General features: G+C 30.7%; 9 protein-coding genes. All 9 read right to left on the bottom strand.

The window, feature by feature from the left end:
• Nucleotides 1-76 precede the first annotated feature (76 nt).
• Nucleotides 77-1,174: a T9SS type A sorting domain-containing protein gene (locus ACFQ5N_RS03260; RefSeq protein WP_386807713.1), complete on the bottom strand. Its 1,098-nt coding sequence runs from the start codon at nt 1,172-1,174 to the stop codon at nt 77-79.
• Nucleotides 1,175-1,344: 170 nt separating this feature from the next.
• Nucleotides 1,345-5,943, bottom strand: coding sequence for a LamG-like jellyroll fold domain-containing protein (locus ACFQ5N_RS03265; RefSeq protein WP_386807714.1), 4,599 nt, complete (start codon nt 5,941-5,943; stop codon nt 1,345-1,347).
• A 223-nt stretch (nt 5,944-6,166) separates the two neighbouring features.
• Nucleotides 6,167-8,614 (bottom strand): TonB-dependent receptor plug domain-containing protein, encoded by a 2,448-nt coding sequence (locus ACFQ5N_RS03270; RefSeq protein WP_386807715.1) that lies wholly within the window; start codon nt 8,612-8,614, stop codon nt 6,167-6,169.
• A 2-nt stretch (nt 8,615-8,616) separates the two neighbouring features.
• Nucleotides 8,617-9,333: a DNA repair protein RecO gene (gene recO, locus ACFQ5N_RS03275; protein ID WP_386807716.1), complete on the bottom strand. Its 717-nt coding sequence runs from the start codon at nt 9,331-9,333 to the stop codon at nt 8,617-8,619.
• Nucleotides 9,334-10,074: 741 nt separating this feature from the next.
• On the bottom strand, nt 10,075-10,305 hold the full coding sequence (locus ACFQ5N_RS03280; protein ID WP_386807718.1) for a hypothetical protein: 231 nt from the start codon (nt 10,303-10,305) through the stop codon (nt 10,075-10,077).
• Between the two features lie 120 nt (nt 10,306-10,425).
• The gene (locus ACFQ5N_RS03285; RefSeq protein WP_386807720.1) at nt 10,426-11,751 is read right to left on the bottom strand and encodes a sensor histidine kinase; all 1,326 of its coding nucleotides are present in this window, start codon (nt 11,749-11,751) and stop codon (nt 10,426-10,428) included.
• A 4-nt stretch (nt 11,752-11,755) separates the two neighbouring features.
• On the bottom strand, nt 11,756-12,496 hold the full coding sequence (locus ACFQ5N_RS03290; protein WP_386807722.1) for a LytR/AlgR family response regulator transcription factor: 741 nt from the start codon (nt 12,494-12,496) through the stop codon (nt 11,756-11,758).
• Between the two features lie 69 nt (nt 12,497-12,565).
• Complete coding sequence (gene pbpC / locus ACFQ5N_RS03295; protein WP_386807724.1) at nt 12,566-14,902, bottom strand: penicillin-binding protein 1C; 2,337 nt, start codon at nt 14,900-14,902, stop codon at nt 12,566-12,568.
• 93 nt (nt 14,903-14,995) lie between these two features.
• The gene (locus ACFQ5N_RS03300) at nt 14,996-20,548 is read right to left on the bottom strand and encodes an MG2 domain-containing protein (protein ID WP_386807726.1); all 5,553 of its coding nucleotides are present in this window, start codon (nt 20,546-20,548) and stop codon (nt 14,996-14,998) included.
• Between the last annotated feature and the right edge of the window lie 39 nt (nt 20,549-20,587).

The raw sequence follows: 20,587 nt of genomic DNA on the forward strand, positions 1-20,587 counted from the left end.
TATTAAATTAAAACACCTTCATTTCTCTATTAATTTTAACGTTTACCATTTTAAATTTCGCTACTTATTGTTACGTTTATGAATTTTGAATTAAAACTCTTTTCAATACTTGCCCTTGATTGGTTTTTACAACCACAAAGTAAACACCTCTTTGAACATGCACTGGTAACTGTACACTCTCCGTATTTAAGTCTTGTACCCAAATTCTAACTTGTTGTCCGTTTTTATTTAAAAGCATTACGTTTTTAATAGTAACAGCATCTTTATTTTTAATATTCAAAATACCTTGCCCGTTATTTACATAAATAACTAACTTTTCTTTTTGATTGAAACCATAATCACGATTATTTTGATTGTTGTCTTCTTCATCATCTTCATTTTCATCACTCTCAGTTTCATCAGTTGAATTTGTTGTATCCTCTTCTGAAGTTTCTGTAGTTTCATCGGAAGTAGCATCATCTGTTTCTTCACTTGTATCTTCTGTAGTTTCATCGGAAGTAGTGTCACCTGTTTCTTCACTTGATGTTTCTTCACTTGAATCTTCTGAAGTATCATTACTAGTATCTTCAGTAGTTTGATCAGTACTTTCTTCACTAGTTTCTGTTGTTTCAGTAGTGGTATCTGCAACTGTGTCTTCTGAAGCTTCTGTACTTAAAAAAGTGATATAAAATCTATTATGATACTCACCTGCCGGAAGTGTTATTTGATACTCATTTTCTTCCAAATTATAAACCTCATTTTCTTCTTTGTCCAATAGAGCAACTATTAATCCTTCAACTGGATTTTTTATCTCATCTATTTTTATAGTAACAAGCCCTCCGTTAGTTGTAACTACACCTAACGAAATTTCTTTCCCTACGTTTATAGAATCTGTTGCTTGAATTACATACTTTCCATCTTCTATTAACCAATACATATCATCTGGTAATACTTCAGGAATTCCTCCTTCATACCCCCAATCAACGCCATCAGTGGTATTTTTATCAATTGTTAACAATAACTGTCTATGGTTAATTTGAGGTGCATCAAATCCAATTCTATACTTTGGACGTGTATCTCCAGAGAATTGATTTATATGATCATAACTTTCGTTTAAATTCTCCGTAAATGAAGATGCAAACATGCTTGTTGTTATACAATAAACAACTAGTAAAAGGTGTCTAATATTTTTCATAATCGTGGGGTTTATCGACACATCTAAAGTACATCAAAAAACCATAATAAAAAAACAAAATACACGTTTTTTCAAACAAATGGATGGTTTTTAACTTTAAATGGTTGTTTTTAAACCGAATTCACACCACAATCAACTAAAACTATAAAAGCTTTTTAGCTATAAATTACCTATTTAATAAATACTTTTTTAAACACAATACCAGAAGTTGTTTTTACACGAATTAAGTACAAGCCTCTTAATCTCTTTGCTACTGGTAAGCTTATTTGAGTTCCGGTTAAATTCTTTGTCCAACTATGCTCTACCTGACCTAAACAATTATACAAAACAACACGTTTTATAGTTTTTTGAAGCCTATTTCTAATAATTAATTTAGAAGATCTATTATTCATAAAAACATAAATTCCTTTGTTAGATAAATTTATATTTTCAATTATTTCCTCTATTAAAGTAACTCCACCTTCACTGTTATTACCACTTTTAAAGGTTAAAGAAAACCTATCAAAATAAGAGCCAGCATCTAAAGTTGTTTTAAACGGCTCATTATTTATTTGATGTTTTGTACCTGTTAAATTGTCTTTTATATACAATTTTAAATTTTCATCTACATTTTCTAAGGTATCTATTTGTATTAAAACAGCGCCGGTTTCTTTCATTGTTATTACCAACGGAATTTCTTTATTGGAAGTAATTTTAGGAATAACCTGAATCACATATTTTTCATTTGAAATATTCCAATACATATCATCATCTAACATTCCTAAAACCTTACCGTCATACCCCCAATCTACGCTGTCTGTTGCTTTTTCATCAACGGTTAATAACAATTGCCTATGATATACATTTGGCGCTTCAAACCCTAATCTAATTTTTGGTCGGAAATCACCTTTAGAATTCTTTTCATCAGTTGAAACCTCTTTTTCATTTGATGATTTCATAAAAACAGAAATAGGTTGCCCTGATACAGATTCAGATTCTTTTACAAAAGCACGTTGACTGTTTTTAAATTTAATTTCAACACCTGTTTTATCTACACTTTGAACAAAAAAACCTTGCGCTACAGGAATATATTGTTTCGGAATTTTTAAAGACTGTGAAGCGTTGGCATTTGGAGATATTCCTGCGGGTATAACAGCTGCTACAGCTCCTCCTTGTGTCATTGCGCCATAACCACCTTCATATTGCGCTAAAACGTGACTTGTTCCTTTGTACTGTTCCCAAAAATAAAGGGTACCCGTTAATAAAGTATCTTCTCCATTTTCTGAAATAAATTTATACGCATCTATAGCAGAAGGATATGGATTAGCAACTAAATAAATATTGTTAGCACTTACATTTAAAGTAATAGTTCCATTATTTGGCTTTCCTTTAAATGTATAATCTTGAAACGTATCAATAAGTCCTGCTCCTCCGCCTTTCATTGTAAATCCTTCACCTGCTTTTATACTTCCGGTACTACCAACGTGCTGCCATTCGGCATAAGTACCTGTTAAATTTGCGTATTTAAACAACCAATAATTAGCTATTTGTATTGGCGTTGTAGTATCATTACCATCATATCCACCTACAAAATACACTTTACTTGTTCCGCTATATAAAACATCAGCCAATGTATAAGCACTATTATTTGTAGTAGTATTAATAATTCCGACTGGAGAACCCCAATAGTTGTATGAATATACATTGGCCGTACCTTGCTGATCGCGTTCAATATATCCACTACTACTTACATCTAATACACTCTCCATACTTTGAACTAACTGAGATTCGCCATTTAAATCTAATACTCCATTTAAGCTTAAATACCATGAAACATTTAGTTCATTTCCGGTACCTGTGCCATTATTTATATCTGTAATTCCATTTAAAGTATACGACATATTACTTGACAAAAACAACCCAATATGACTTTGATCTTCATCAGAATAAATAAAATCATGTTCAATTTTTACAATAGAAGCCGGAGAATTAATAGCATCTTCACCGTTTACTCCATTTGAAGTATTTAAAGCTGTTGTTAAGTTTTTAGGACTTGCCATAGTTCCACCACTTTGTGTTACAAATGGTAAAGGTGCAGTTTGTACATCAATAATTTTCATATTGTACATTTTTGCTCCCGAAACAACATCAACCGTAGCTGTTGTCAAATCATCTGTAATGTCATCTTTAAACGTATCCATTCTAAAATATCGAAGTAAATTTGACCAAGATAAATCTACACTTGTTTCAATACCTGATGCACTATCATAACTATAATCTTGAATGTTTAAAGGTATTTCTGTTCCTTTTACAACTCCTCCATTGTTTTCTAATTCTTGATACACCATTTTATGAAATTCATTTTCAGTTAATGCTTTACTAAAAACTCGAACTTCATCAATATACCCTTTAAAATAGCCAGAATCTATATTTGAAATTCTTCCTATTGTAAAAGGCGAAGCATCTGCAGACAAGGTTCCGCCTGAAATACCATTACCAAGCTCAACTCCGTTTATATACAATTTAAAATCACTTGCACCATAAGTTGCTGCAATATGCACCCATCTATTTAATTCAATTGCAGTATTATACTCCTGTGATGTTCCATTAGCAACAACCGCAATTTTTTTACTTGAATTAATTTGAATGTAAAAATTATTTTGTCCTAAAATACGTTGGGTTCCATTTGGAGCTTCTTCAATTTTTATCCATCCCATTATAGATGCTTCCCCACTTAAAATTGCTGCATCTTCCACATAATCATTTCTTCCATCAAAATATAATAACAACTTATTATTGATATCTCTTGGCGATCCAAAAACGGTATTATCGGTATCAAAACCATCTAAAATTCCATCGCCATCAGTATCTGTAGTTCCATCAATTATTCCATTAAAATCAGTATCTATTGTTGGTTCTATTTGTTTATAAATAGTTGCATCAAAATCATTTCCTCCGTTGGAATTTACATCAATATAATTAGGCAACCCATCTAAATCAGAATCGGCCACATACAATGACCACTCTATTCCTTGACCAAGGTTACCATAAGAATCGTCCATAGTAGCACCATCATTTTCAAAATCAAGTTTAGTTGCATCGTAAATATCTAAAATTCCATCAGTATAATATTCTAAAACTCCATCGCCATCAATATCTGTTTCTCTTACCGCATCAGAATCTAAACCATCTCCTACGCCATCTCCATTAATATCACCATCTCCATTTTGATAGCCTAAAGCAAAATTGCTATTTGTTGCTCCAGATTCATCAACATCAAATACAGTATCATTATCACTATCTAAATCTATATAATTTGGAACTCCATCAGCATCTGAATCTAAAGGGTTTGTATTTTCAGCGTTGTCATGATGACCATCACTATCTGAATCTAACCAAAAAGCCGGAGGGAATTTTGCTTCACCATACGTATAGATTCCTAAGCCCGCTTCAACCGCATCTGGAATTCCGTCATTATCACTATCTAAATCAAAAACATTTGCTACGCCATCTCCTTCTGTATCGCATAATGTTTGAGAAATAACAATATCATCAATAGCCAAATCGTTTCCTAAACCACCAGTTTCATTATTATAAAAATAAACATAAAACTCATCTACATTTAAAACTAAATCTGCTTGAAAATTGATCCAATCTCCATCTAAATTTGAGGCACTTGTAGGTGCAATATCACCTGTTGTTATAGATGTTAAAAGTGTATTTGAAGCATCTCTAAATTCAACCAAAATATTAGGTCTTAGCCTTGTAGCAATTCCAGGAGCATCAGTTCTATCAATATTTAGCACCCAAAAGCTATATGAAATTGGAATATTTGGTAAAGCGCCCTTAATAGTTGCAGAATAAAATAAACCTGGATCAAAACTAGCATTAAATATTGCCATTCTACCATTAGTATCTCCTGTGTGGTCACCACCTTTGTACCAATAATCATTTGCCCAAGAAGCAATTTGTGCAGAAGTTCCTACGGTATAATACCCATCACCTAAATCTCCTGAATTTTTAAAACCATAAGTGGTTTGTGCACCTTCATTTACTTCATTAATTTCAACCCTATTTGTTCCTGTACCAAAGGTTTCATTTAAATACTTATAATTAGTTCTTTTTGCAACAGAAGATCTTTTGCAATCACTCTCTTCAATGGTATCTAAAATTCCGTCGTTATCATCATCTACATCAATATTGTCTAAAATTCCGTCGTTATCACTGTCATAAAAATCTTCAGTTTGAGTTTGTGTACCCGTAACTAAAATATTATCAAAACTATAAATTTCCCAATTACCTGTACCGTTTAAAACGCGAATAATAATTTGAATTGTTGAGCCACTTAAACCCAATTGAGAAGCGGTTACATTTCCAAATTCCCCAAGGTTTTCACCGTTAGTTTCAACTAATGTTTCTGTACCTCCATCAAGAATATAACTTACTTTAACATAATCCTCAGCCAATTCCATTGTTCCTGCAAATTTAGATGCATCTACACTTAAATTCACATTAGAATATGACGAAATATCAATTTGTTCAGTAGTAAAAACTTGTTCTTTTGCATCTGTATCTTTGGCTTGAAACTCTTGATTTACAACTTCAAAATAATTTATACCAGCAGTTGTAGTAACTGTCCATTTATTTCCTGTACCCACAATTGTCCCATCAGCATAACTAGAGAAATCTTCTTCCCAAATAGTAGTTTGTGAAAAAGAAACTGCAGGAAATGCTATTGTTAAAACAAATAATAATAAACTAAATTTAAATAAAGATTGGTTGAGTATCATATTGAGGGGTTTATGATAAATTTTAACAACAATATTGAGTAATTCTTACTCTGTATATTTTAAATAAATAACTTGATTAAAAGTACAAAAGAGAAATTTTTATTTTCATTTTACAGGGGTTTTTAGGACTCACTAAAGTACTACTTCTTTTCATAAAAAACAAATTGTTTAATTAAATATATTTAATAAACGGCTTGTTTTCAACAACAAACAGTCTTGAAAATCAAATATTTAGTAATACAGACATTGATAAACCTCGTCCTGGAGCACTTATTGCAGATGCAAACTCTTTGTAATGAATATCAAAAATATTATCTACGTTTACAAAAAAGCTAAAATTCTTATTCAATCGGTAATTTGCATTCACATTAAAAATACTCCAACTAGGACTTCCATAATAAGTGTCTAAAGATGCGTTATAAGGTGTTTCTTCAATATTATCTATCCCTTCTACCAAATTATAGTTTTCTAATGTTTTTTCACCGTTAAAAGTCCAATTTAACCCAACTTGAAAATTATCTTTTTCAAAACCAACTTCTAACATTCCAAATAATGGCGGAATAGATGATAATTTATTTTTTGTGTCATACGCCTCACCTTTAGTGTAGGTTAGCGATCCTTTTGTATACCACATTGGATTAAAATTACCACTAAAACTAAAAGTACTTCCATAAATATAAGCATTCCCTTTATTTACATTTGCCATTGTATTGGCTTCTTCACCATCATAAATAATGGTTGAAGACCCATCCATTTCATAATAATCTCTAGTTATATAATTATGAAGTAAGGTGTAATACACATCTAAACCCATATGAAACCTTTTATTGTAAAAATATTTTACTGCACTTGCTTCAAAGTTATATGCATACTCTGGCTTTAAATAAATATTTGGAACTGTAACATCTCCATTTTTCTCTCTAATTTTACCAACATCATCAATATTAGGCGATCTAAAACCTGAAGAAACAATACCGTTTATTTGCCAATTTGTGGTTGGTTTGTAAATATACCCTATGGTTGCTGTACACGATGAATTATTTAATGAAATATCCATTTCAGGTAAGGTAATAAAAGTATCGTCAATCCATTTAGCATTTAATTGTGTGTTGATATAACGAATTCCGGTATTTAAGGTTGATTTTTCGTTTATATCTTGTCGGTAATTTACGTAAACCGCAGCACTTGTATATGAACTACCTCCGTCAGGATATCTTGATTGTACCGTAAACTCATCACTAAAACCAACAACTGTATTACCTTCTACATCTAAAACTTTTCCTATTGATTCTGAATTTACATTGTTATACGTAGCCTCAACTCCATAAGAAAGTATGCGATTATTATCCTTTTTTAAAGGCACAAAAAAATCACCATTTAAACTAAATACATCTACATTTTCATTTCTATATGAACGCTCTAAACTCGAAAATTTTCGCTGAACACGAGATTCCTTCATATTTTGATATCCCAAAGTAATGGTTCCATATTCCAACCAATTTTTTGAAGGATTAATTTTTAATTGCGGCGAAATTAACAATCTTTTTTGTGGTCCATAATACCATTCTGCAAACTTTAAGCTACCATCTGAATATTGCGTTAAATTATCAAACCTTGGAATATTTGAAGAAGTAGAATATTGAAAATTTAATGTAAAATCGGTATTTTCTGAAAACGGTATGGCAAATTTTTGTAAAACATCTGTTTGACTAAAGCCTGTATTTTTTTGAATAGAAGTATTTGAGTTTTGAACAGGGTTTGCATTGTAATACGTGTCTGTATTATTTGAATACTCATACACCTTTCCCCAATCTTCAAAGCCATGATTTCTAGTTTTCCCCATTCGTAAATCTCCAAAATCACTATGGGAAACACTGGTAAATGAAGCCCATTTTTTAAACCTCAACTCTAAATTACCTTGTGCTGTTACTTCATTATTTACGGTATTATATCTTGAAAAAACGCTTCCTTCAACTTTATTAGTTGCACTAACTTTAGGGGTTTTAGTGTAATAATGTATAACACCACCAAGCGCATCAGATCCATAAATTACAGATGATGGACCAAAAATAACTTCGGTTCTTTCAAGAATATTAGGAGATACAGTGATTGAGTTTTGCAAATGCCCCATTCTATATATAGCATTATTCATTCTAACACCATCAACTACTAATAAAACACGGTTGGCTTCCATTCCTCTTAGTACAGGACTTCCTCCTCCAAATTGGGTTTTTTGAATTTTAATTCCGGGGAAAGTTGACAATAAATCTGCTGAAGTTTGTGGCGAAATTTTCTTGATTTCCATTGCTGATGCAACTTCAATTTGCTCGGCAATTCTACTTCTTTTTTCATTTCCTTTTGAAGCAGATAAAACAATTTCATCTAATTGTTCTGATTTTTTTACCAACGGAACAATAAACTCAATAACACCAAGTTCTCTTTTTAAAATTTCATACTCAAAATAACCAATGTGATAAAATGAAATTACATCGGTATCATTAAATGCTGATAAATCTGCAATTCCATCTTTATCGCTAAAAACAATTACTTCTTTAGTATCATTATAAATGGTGACGTTTTCAATAGGTACATTCAATCCAAGCTCTAATACTTTAACTTGCTGTGCTTGAACAGAAAAAACAATAAAAAAAACAAATACTAAAACCCTCATAATTAACCAAATACAGTCTTTAAAATTGCCAAAGATTTAGGTTTTTTAAAACCACTCAAATGTAATTCAAAATATTGAATAAGAATGGATAAAACACCTTGCCTACTAGTAGCATTAAAAATAACTTGATTTAGATTATCAAAATTTATGCCTAAAAGCTTTTTAAACTGATCTAAATTTTCTCCTGAAACCGTATGGTGTTGTTTTCTTGAAGTAAAACGTCCTTCAAGCAAATCAAAATAAGTTTCATGAGTCTTATTTAATTCTGGGTAAAACCCTAAATACTTGGTTAAATTCAATAAAAATAGTAAATGAAAATTAGCAACCTCATTATGCATATCTAACCATAAAAACGATGCTTCTAAATAAGTGAACAATGCAAAATTAGCTTCTTCTTCTTTAATAGCTTGATTTAAAACTTCACCCAAAAACAAAGCAATACTTTGTTTCCTAATATTTGAATGTAATGATCCATAAAAATGAAGTACCTCAACATCTCGTAAAGAATTTAAAGCTCCTTTATTATTATGATTTGCCGTTAAATTTAATTGCATTAAAGGTTGAAAATATGCAGGCTTTATTTTAGCTTTTTTAGATTTTAAAACACCTTTTAGCATATATGATTTTACACCACATTGCTCAGTATAACAGTTAGTTATTAAACTTGTATCGCCATACTTAATTGTATTTAGCACAATTGCTTTGGTTGTTTCAATCATAGCAAATAATAAATTGCATAAAAAATAGTGTACAAACTGCGCTCAAACTAGTTTCTTTATTTTGGTTGTAAATTATTCAAATATATCTATTAAAAAATGAAAAGTGAATTATTCTAACTTTTTTGAACAAAAAAAACCTTGAACATTATACTACGTTCGTACAATGTTCAAGGAATAAATAAATCAACCCCAAAGACTTATTTAATGTTTTAAATGTAAGTGTCAAAACCCCTCTTGACAGCATTACTATACAAATATACAAGTGTTTTTCCATACTTTTAAAGTGAATTTATAAATGAATACGAAAAATATATAAATGGTACGTTTTAAATGATAAACGTAAATTTTATAGTATAAATTTTAGCTTATTTACATAAAAAAATGAAAATTTAAACCCCTAACTTATTGCAAATGAGTAAACAAAACATTGCACTACGGTTTTTGTAACAAAAAAAAATTGAAAGATCTACAAGAAAGTTTTGAACAAAAAAAAACCTTGAACATTGTAATACGTTCTTACAATGTTCAAGGAATAAATAAATCAACCCCAAAGACTTATTTAATGTTTTAAAATGAATGAGTCAAAACCCCTCTTGACGTCATTACTATACAAATATACATGTGTTATCTTAAACAAATTAAGCTATTTCACAAACGAAGTATAAAAATATATAAATGGTAGGGTTTGCAATCTAAACGGTAAAACAAAAAGGTTAAATACAACGCAAAATTGGTAAAATACTACAATTTCACTACTTCTAAATTTTGAAAACCCCAATTGTAACCTCTTTTTATATAGGTTACTTTTTTAGTTACATTTTCATTATTAAAACGAATAATTCTAGTAAAAACCTGTTTATCTAAGCTTTGATTTACACTTGGTGTACCTATAAATTTAACCACACAACTTGTACTATCAATATCTTGAAGTATTTTAGTATCTGACGGAAAAGTAAATTTAAGTGCTGACATTTACAGTTTATTCAAATGAATTTCAGCAATATAGGAAGGTTTTCAATAAAAATTTGATGAAATTTATGTAGAAATGTAAAAAATATATAAACGGAATGAATTTATAAATAGTTGGAGAAACTACTCAAAAGGAAACTTAATAGAAACTTGAGTTCCTGTTTTTGTACTTGAAGAAATGTCCTTTGTTTCAATATGAACATCTTTGTTTTTATACAATATTCTAATTCTATTTTCTGTTGCTTTTGCCCCAAAAAACTTCCTTTTTTGAGACATATGGTTTATTGATTTTGCCTTATTAATTCCAATTCCATTGTCTTCAATAATGCATATTACTGTATTATCTTGCTTTTGAATAGATAATTCAATCTTTTTTTTGCCCTCTTTTTTCATAATTCCATGCCAAATTGAATTTTCAATAAATGGTTGCAAAAATAAAGTAGGCACCTTAATGGCTTCTAAATTTATATTTTCTTGAATATTCACTGTATAACTAAAACCACCGTTTACACGCATTTGCTCTAGTTTCACATACAATGATAAAATTCCTAACTCTTCAGATAATGTTGAAGTTGGACTTGATGAACTATTTAAAATTACACGGATTAACCTAGAAAATTTAGTAATGTAATCAGATGCTTTTTCAACTTCACTTTTAATTACAAAATTATTGATAGAATTTAATGAATTAAACAAGAAATGAGGGTTCATTTGACTTTGCAATGCTGTCATTTTTAACTCTTCCATTTCCTTTAATTTAACCGCTAAACTAACTTCGGCATTTTTACTTTTCTGTTCAATTTTTTTAATAATTGAACCAATAATAACAGATAATATTAAACATTGAAATAATACTCCAACGTATATAAAAAATATAGGTTTAACACCTGAGCTAATAAAAATATCTTTTCCAAACACCAATTCTAAGAAACTAATATTTGCAAAAACTACGTAAAATAAAGTGGCAATAACAAAATTAATTGTTGCGCTATTATTAATTCTAGTAATAATTACATAAAAAATATAGAATGTAAAAAGTGTAATAACTGGTGCTAAAACAATAAAAGCTTTAACCTGAAAATCATACCCAAAAAAGAATTGAATTAGCAAAAACACTGGTGCTAACAACAATAAAACTTTAATTTCAATTTCAAAGTATTTATCCCACATTAACAATTTGTTACGAGAATCTAATAATTCTCTAGCAAAAGCAATATAAGATCCATAAGCCAAAAACTGCATCGAAAAATTAGCGTAATTAGAGTATCCAGGAATTAGATCTTCTATAAAAGATTGGCAAAGAAATAACGTTATAAAAAGTAGGTATAAACTGTAAAATAAATATAGATTATTCTTATTCTGAAAATATATTAATAAGTGATAAACGAACAAGATAAATACGCCTCCTCTTATCCACGAATATACCTCAGAATGAAAATCTAATAACATTCTTTTAGTCTAAATAAAGTTTTTTAAATAACTCGGCTTTTCTATTTCTACTAATACTAGCAGTTAAACCATTTGTCATAATTAATTCACCTCCAAGACCTTTTAAATATTCTTTTACGTGATTTAAATTAATTAAATATGAATTATGTACTCTAAAAAATTGCGGAAACATAAACTTTTTCTCCACTTCTTTTAAAGTTTTTGAAACTAATATTTCTTGATTTGATTTTAAAAAGATAGTTGTGTAACTTTTATCAGATTTTAACATTACAACATCATCTTTATCTAATAAATACACTTTACCATCAGCAGAAATATTAATTTTATCATTATTATTGTCATTTAAATTACTTAACAATAACTCTAATTTATTTCCTAATAAATCTCCTTTCTCAGGTTTCTTAATTTTATCCATTGCTTCAAGCAACTCGTCCTTATCAACAGGTTTCAACAAGTAGTCAATAGCTGAAACTTTAATTGCTTTTAAAGCAAATTCATCGTGAGCAGTTGTAAAAATTAAATTGAAATCTCTATTTTCAAGCTTTTCAATCATTGTGAAGCCATCCATTTCTGGCATTTGAATATCTAAGAATACAACATCTAAGTCTCCTTGATTAATAATCTCAATTGCTTTAATTGGCGAGTTACACGTTGTAACCTCAACATTATCAATATAGTTATTCAATTTCCATTCAAGCGCTTCTAAAGCATCATTTTCGTCATCTACTAATAATATCTGTAGCATAGTCTCTGGGTGATGTTAGATTATTTTTTTCTGCAAGATACAAATTTTGAATAGATGTTCAAACAGATATTATTTAACTTCAATAATTCTACTAATTTCATTTCCAAAAGTATCTACAGCCGTTAATTTATACATTCCTTTTTCAGGTTTGGCTTCAATTTTATGTTGGTTTTTGGTTGTGCCAATATATTTATTGTTTAAATACCAAAAAACAATAGCTTCAGAATTTGAGTGCACTAAATTTAATACAATACCCTGCTGTTGTTCATTAAAATCTTTGGTTAAATAAAATGTTGTGTTTTCCTTGGGAACAATAAACTCCATTACCGAAGCACTTTCTACAATACAATCTTTTCTGAAATTTGGTAATTTCTTATAAAAAGGGTTTTTGGTTTTATAATAAAACTCCATTAATGGAGGTAATACAAACCAACATTTATGAATTATATTTTGTAAGTTTTCACAAGATGTATTTACTTGAAATGCCTCATTTTCATCTAAATGCACCCAAAAATGAAACGGACATGGTTTTGTTTTTAATCCTGCTTGCTGTACAAAAACCAACTCTTTATTGTTGCAATATTCATTAGCTCTATAACCGCTTTCAGTACAAATTTCAACCTCCGCTAATTCATCAAAAGGTTTTTGAAACCAAGTACTATTTGGTAAAATATTAAATACTTCAAACAAAATGGGAGCAGCTGTTGAAATTCCTACCAAACCAGGACGCCCTTCTCCATCAGCATTTCCAACCCAAACACCTACAACAATATCTTTAGTAGTACCAATTGCCCAAGCATCTCTATATCCAAAACTTGTTCCTGTTTTCCAAGCAATTTTATTGGCCGAGTTAAAATATTCCCAGTTCTCATCGCCTTCTGGTCTATGCACTTTACTTAAAGCTTCTGCAGTTAAATAAAGTGATCCTGCGTCAAAAATGGTTTTTTCTTTTGAAATTTCGCCAAAATCAGGTTCAAAATCATCTAAATACGAAGGTTCTAAAAACTCATTTAAATAATATTTCCCTTGTGTATCGTCGTAATGATTGATGGTGGAAGCCATAGAAGCATAACTTTTACATAAATCCCACAAATTGCTTTCAGCTCCACCCAAAATTAACGACAGTCCGTAATGATTGGCGTTGTATTTTATATCTTTTAAATGTAGGGCTTTTAAATAATGATGAAACCTATCTAACCCAAAACTTTGCAACATTCTAACAGCTGGAACATTTAATGATCTTGACAAAGCTTCACTTGCAAACACTGCTCCATCAAATTTTTTACTAAAATTTTCTGGTTTATAACTTCCTATTTGCGTTGGTACATCGACCACCAATGTGTTGGGTAGCAAATCTCCAGCATCTAACATAGCAGCATATAAAAAAGGCTTTAAAATACTTCCTGTACTTCTTGGTTTACTTACAATATCAACATCTTTTTGATGCTGTTTGGTGGTTGGTGAATTTCCAACATACGCCAAAACTTTTCTAGTTTTTACATCTAACACCAAAACAGCCATATTATGAATTTGATTTTGGCTTAATACCGCATATTGGTTTTTTACAATGTGATTAACTTGTTGTTGTAGTCTTATGTTTAAAGAAGTTTTTACCCTTTCTCCTTTTTGACTCTTTGCAACTCTTTGTAACAAGTGAGGTGCTGTTTGCGGAACACTATACGGTTTTTGAGGTAGCTGTTCCAATAATGCCAATTGGTATGTTATTGTATCTATATAGTTTTCTTTGAATAGCTTTTTAAGTAATCTATTTCTTTTTACTATTAGTTTTTCTTGATTTCTTCCAGGGTAAATTAAACTTGGCGCATTTGGTAAAACCGCCAAGGTTGCACTTTCAGCCCAAGAAAGTTCGCTTGGTAAACGTCCAAAATAACGCCAAGAAGCCATATCTAAACCAACTACATTTCCCCCAAATGGCGCATTTGACGCGTATAAAGCCAATATTTTTTCTTTAGAATACCTAAACTCTAACCGTGTTGCTAAAATTATTTCTTTTAATTTTTCCCAATATGTTCTAGCTGGATTGTCTCTTGACAACCTAATTACTTGCTGCGTTAAAGTACTTCCACCTCTTTTTACATTTCCTTTGCTTAGGTTACCGTAAAAAGCTTTTAAAATTGAAACCGGATTAAAACCAGGATGTTTAAAAAAATAAGCATCTTCAAATTGCACAATGCACGTTTTAAATTTATTAGGAATACTATCATTTTGAGGAAACCGCCATTGCTCATCATCAGCAATTCTTGCGCCTAATAATTCACCTTCAGCACTTTCAATTACAGTAGAAGTTGGCTTGTTAAATAATTCTTTTGGTAAGGCAAAATAATAAGCCGTTAGTAACATAACGGCTATTATTAATTTGATTTTATGTTTTTTTAACTTGTTCATTTTACTTGTCATTCAAAGCGATAGTAAAGAATCCACGCTACACAGTGAGATTCTTCATTTCATAGCACTTCATTTAGAATGACATTTTATTTATTACTTTACCACTTCAACCCATTGTCCTTTTGTTCTTGTAAAATAATCATTGTCATACATTGCTTCAGCTTGTAAACCGTACAAATAATAATTTCCTAAATACGAAGCGTTTAAAAGCACTTTAAATGTTTTTGTTGAACTCTTCTCTAAATCAAAATAAAAGCTAACTCTATCGTCTCTTATATCAGTATAATTAGCACTGCCGGTTGTAGTAGTTCCAAAATCTGTAAAACGAGTATTTACAATTTCCCATCCCGAAGGAAAAATCTCTGTTAAAGCAATATTGTGAACTGTTTCTAATTTTAAATTTGTTACAGTAACTTCAGCTTCAAACTCGGTTCCTTGCTTTAAACTATTTACGTTTATAATTTTACCCTGCGTATCTTTATAAACCACTTGAACACCTAATCCTCTTTTTTCTGAAATTTCTTCGCCCAAAGGTAAAATACCACTGCTTACTACATTTACAAACACCAAGTTATTCTCTTTATTTGTAATTGAAATTGAATTTTCACCATCATTTATGTTTAAATCTTGCTGAGCAATGGCAAACTTTGATGTTACCAAATTAGATTTTCCATTATTTAAAGTGTAATTTAATTTAATAGATTTCCCTCCATTTAATGCAACCATTTTAGCCATTGCTAATAAATTATATGCGGTGGTTTGTGTACTCATCCAACTTTTAGATGATAATCTTTTCGCTATGTATTTTGCCAATTCTTTTGCTTGCGAATCACCTGTTAACAACATTGTTTCCATTGCCATTGCTCTATTTCTATCTACCGAACCATAGGTGTAATAATTGTTGGTTTTAGTTTCAAAAGTAATATTTGCAGTGTTTGCAATTTTAGTTGCCGCTTCTTTTTGACCAGCCAACGCATACGCCGCTGCCAAACGCCATTTTGCATTGTTTGATAGTTCACTAAACTCTCGCAACCTGTTCATGGCTGACAAATCTGGATAACCAGCCAACGCCAAAGTATACAACCTATACGCTTGCGCTAAATCTGAATTGTTTTGCCTATAACTTGGCCTCCAACTACTAGCTGCTTGCTTTTGATATTTTAACCAATTGGTCATAAAAGTTAGTGGCAATACAAATCCTTTTTTTGAAGCTTCTATCATAAAATGACCTGCATAACTTGTTCCCCAATCATTGGCTGAATTTTGCCCCATCCAATAACTTAATCCGCCATTTGGTATTTGAAAATTACCTAAGCGCTCAATACCTTTTTCAATATTCTTTGTGATTTTTTGTTTATTCTGAACAGGCAGTTCCATAATGTCATTTAAATACAACTGCGGAAAAACACTTGAAGTAGTTTGTTCAACACATCCGTGTGGATATTGAATTAAATACTGTAATCTTCCTGAAAAATCCATAGGCGGCAATGTAGAAAACTCAATAGTTGCTGCGTTACTTCCTTTAATTCCGAAGGTTGAAAAATCAAGCGTTTGTGTAGCATTTGGTTCTAATTCTAAAGCAATTCTTTTTGAAGAAATAGGATTAGGGTTTACCACGTCAACCTCAACTTTATACAATGATTTTTCGCCATTTCCTGCGGCTAACACTTCAACAGTTCCAATTCCTTTTGCATTTGAAACATCTAACTCAAAATAAACCATTTTTTCATCGGGGTTTGAAAATGATAATTGTTTGGTAGTTGCTCCAATTACTTTAATTCCTTTTGATAATTTTAAACTTACCTCAACATTTTTCACTTTATTTTCCATAGTAAAAACAGTAACTGGTAAGGTTACTTTTTCTCCCGGACTTAATTTACGAGGTAATGTAGCCAATACCATTAAAGGTTTACGAACAGGAGTTGTTTTTTCTGCAGTTCCATAAGCACCTTTTGAATTGTCTGAAGCAATTACCATAGTTCTAACAGAACCTATATATTTTGGTAATTTAATAGTGTGTTTTGCTGTTTTTCCCTTTGTTAACGTAAACGGCCCTAACACACGAACCACGGGTTTAAACCTATTAGCTTTTTTCTTTTTACCAGCCGCCGCATCGCCATCACCACCAATTGCAAAAACCTGCTCCAATTTACCGCTGTAAGCACCAATTACATCGTCAAAAATATCCCAAGTTTTTACACCTAAAGCTTCACGTGTGTAAAATGAATCCCAAATTTTTGGTGTTTTATAACGTGTTAAATCTAACAAGCCTTCTTCAACAACAGCAATTGAATATGACATTCGTTTCCCTGATTTCTCACTAACTTTCACCGTAAATTCTTCTTCAGGCTTTAACACTTCAGGCATTGAAATTTGAGGTGCTAACCGCGTTGTTGGGTCTTCAACTAGTAACGGAATAATTCCGTATAAACGCACTGGTAAATCGTTTGCTGTAGATGCGTGTGGTTGTACTAATGAAATGTTGATAAACACATTTGGTGTCATTTCCTTTGTAATAGGAATTTCAACCTTTGTTTCACCTTTTTGTGTTTTTTTCCAAATAGTATTTAAAACTTCAGTACCATTTTCAATACTAATTAATGCCCTACCTTCTGTTCCTGAAGGAAACGTAATAATAGCTGTTTCACCAACATTATACTTGTCTTTATTTGAAGAAAAAACCAACATTTTTGAAGCTTCAGGATTGTTAGTTGGACGTTTCCACCAGTTTTTATAAAAATACGTTGTTGTTCCTGTTGCATGACCACTTTTGGTGTCTACAACTCTAATTAAAAAACGACCACCATCAGCATCTGAAATATTTAAATTAAAGTTTGCTTTTCCGTTTGAATTTGTGGTTAATTTTAATTTTTTATAAGGTTTATTGTAACTATTTCCAATGTAAGTTGAAAGGTTTTCATAATCTGAACTCCACCACCAGCGCCATTCAATTTTATACACTTCAACTTCAACTTTAGTTACAGGTTTTAATTTACCTTCCGCAGAAATTGAAACAACATTAAACTCAACATTTTCATCTGTATCATAAGCACTGTAGGCTTTTGGTTTGGGTAATTGTAAACCAACAAAAGAGGAATAAGGCGCATAATTTTTAGACACAACATCTATAGAAAAATCGCCGCCATTTTCAAATGCTTTTGTTAAAAAAGCTACTTTTAACATTCCGGGAGCTCTTCCTTTTAAATTTACTTTTTTATTGAAAATAGCTTTTCCATTTATATCAACTTTTCCATCAAAAACTTTCATTTCTTCTGAAGAAAATTCACGTGTAGGATCGTTAAAAATATAGGTAGGAAATTGTTTTTTAAATGCAGATGTAAACGGCATAAATTTAGCATTTACTTCGGCTTTTATATTTTTTGCTGGTGCACCATGCAACCAATTTACACTTAAATTTCCGTTGATTGGTTGCTTGTTTGAAAGCACCTCTTCTTTAAAGTCAATGGCAATTTTTAAACGGTTTGGTTTTACGGTCTCTACCTTTAGAGGTTTTTTAAATTGTGCACCACCAACGCTTATAACACTACTCCAATTTCCTGTAGGATCAGTACTTGAAGTTGGCACTACAAACCTATACATACCGTTTACGTGATTGGTTGTAATCTGTTTAAAAACTAGTTTTCCTCTTGCATTAGTTACTTCTAATTTAATAGGGTGTTCTTTTGGTAATTTGTTGGCATTATCATTTAAAACAAACATTAAATGAATAGAATCTCCCGGACGCCAAACACCGCGTTCACCGTATATAAATCCTTTTAAACCTTTCTGTAATTTTTTTCCAGAAACGTTGAATTTACTTAAGGAAAGTGAATGTCCGTCATCTAGTTTTAAATATGTTTTTTGCTTATTTTTAGAAACAATTGCGAAATAACCATTTTTCCCAACGTTTAAATTTACAATTCCTTCATTATTTGTAACTGCTTTGGCAATTTCTTGTTGTTGAAAATTATAAAGGGTTACAGTTGCGCCAGCCTCAGGAACAGTTGTTAAAATATTAGTAACCGCAAAAAAGTATGATTTATCAGTGCCTTTTTTAGCAATAACTCCCAAATTAGAAGCTAAAATATTGGTTGAAACCACGCTATTATTATTGTAATAATAGGCTTTTTTACACGGATTATCTCTATCTCTCCAACTATAATAATTATTATTGTAACTATACATTAAATTGTCCCAATACAGCTCTTCTTTTTCTTCTTCGGCAGCAGTTAAATTTGCATCGCTTTCAATAAAATCATCTTCAAAAAAAGTTGCTGAATTATCAGTTTCTGTGCCTTCACATTTAAATAATGAATACGCAGGTTTCATACTTAATTCAACTCTGTAAATAGCGCCAGGATCAGCTTTTATCATTTTTGATAAATCAATTACGTAGGCTTTCCATTTTCCATTATTTTCAATTTCATTGGTTACTAAAGTTTTGGTTGTTTTAGCAACTCTTCTACCTACCCTTCTAACTCCATAACTATCATTACTTCCTAAACTATTTTGCTGTAAAAATTGTAAAACATTGTCTTCAAAAATTTTAATTACCCGTACATCAACCGCTTTTAAATTTACCGCTTCAAAACTCAATTTTAGATCTTTTGAATTTGGTAAAATAACGCCGTTTGAAATTAACCTAATTCCTGGTTTTAATTGTTCAAAAGCAACGGTTTCAGAAAGAGATTTTTTGAGTTTATAACCGTCTACACTTTTTATTCCTTGAAAAACATCTACCAAAACATTTCCTGCAATTCTAGAAGTTGGGTATACTTTTAAAACATTACCATTCACCACAAATTTTAAATTAGTTGCATTTTTTATAGCTACCAATCCATTAAAATTTTGTTGCTTTTTTAAAGGATCAGAGAAATTAATTCTTAAAAATTGTTCAGGAGTTTGAATAACATCAATATTCAATATTGAAAAATTATTTTTCCCTGCAATTCGTAAAGAAGAAGTTCCTTTATTATCAACATTTATAGAGCTTCCATTCCAAGAAAATACTACTTTAGAGTCCTCTTCAAACCGCTGAACGCTATCTATTTTAAAACTAAAACGAGTACTTATAGAATCTGAATTTTTCCATTTAATAGGCAAATTATTACCGTTTTGTTTGGCTGAAATAATTGTTTTTACCTTCTCAAGTGCTAAAATATCAGCTGTTTTTATACTTCCTTCAACATATTGCCATTCCTTATCATACGATTGAAAATTGGTGGTAGTAACTGCAAAGTTTTGTTCAATAGTTTTAAACTTAAACGTATATGTTTTAAATTCAGAAGGTATATTTAAATACAATTTACCCAAATTTACCGTAACTGTATACTCTGTATTTGCTTGTAAATTTTTTGAAGGTTGAAATATTAAACTACGTGTATTTAATGCTAAAAGTTTCCCGTCAATACTCGGGCTAATGCTTACTATATTTTCTAAAATCTCTTGATTTGCTTCCCAAGATTCAACTTCTTTAGCTAAATCAATTTTAATAGGTTCGACTATAGAAACCACGCCAGATGTGGTGTAATTTATATACTCTTTAAACTTAAATAAATTGTTGGTTGAAGCTTGTGGCGTATCTTTTTTACAAGAAAACAATACCACACTCAATACAAGAGATACAATTAAAAAACGAAATTTCATGAGCTGTGTTTTAAGGAATTAGCAAATTTTGAATGAAAT

Origin of the sequence: Lutibacter holmesii, from assembly GCF_042679665.1 — a bacterium.
In the GTDB taxonomy this organism is placed as follows: Bacteria; Bacteroidota; Bacteroidia; order Flavobacteriales; family Flavobacteriaceae; genus Lutibacter; species Lutibacter holmesii.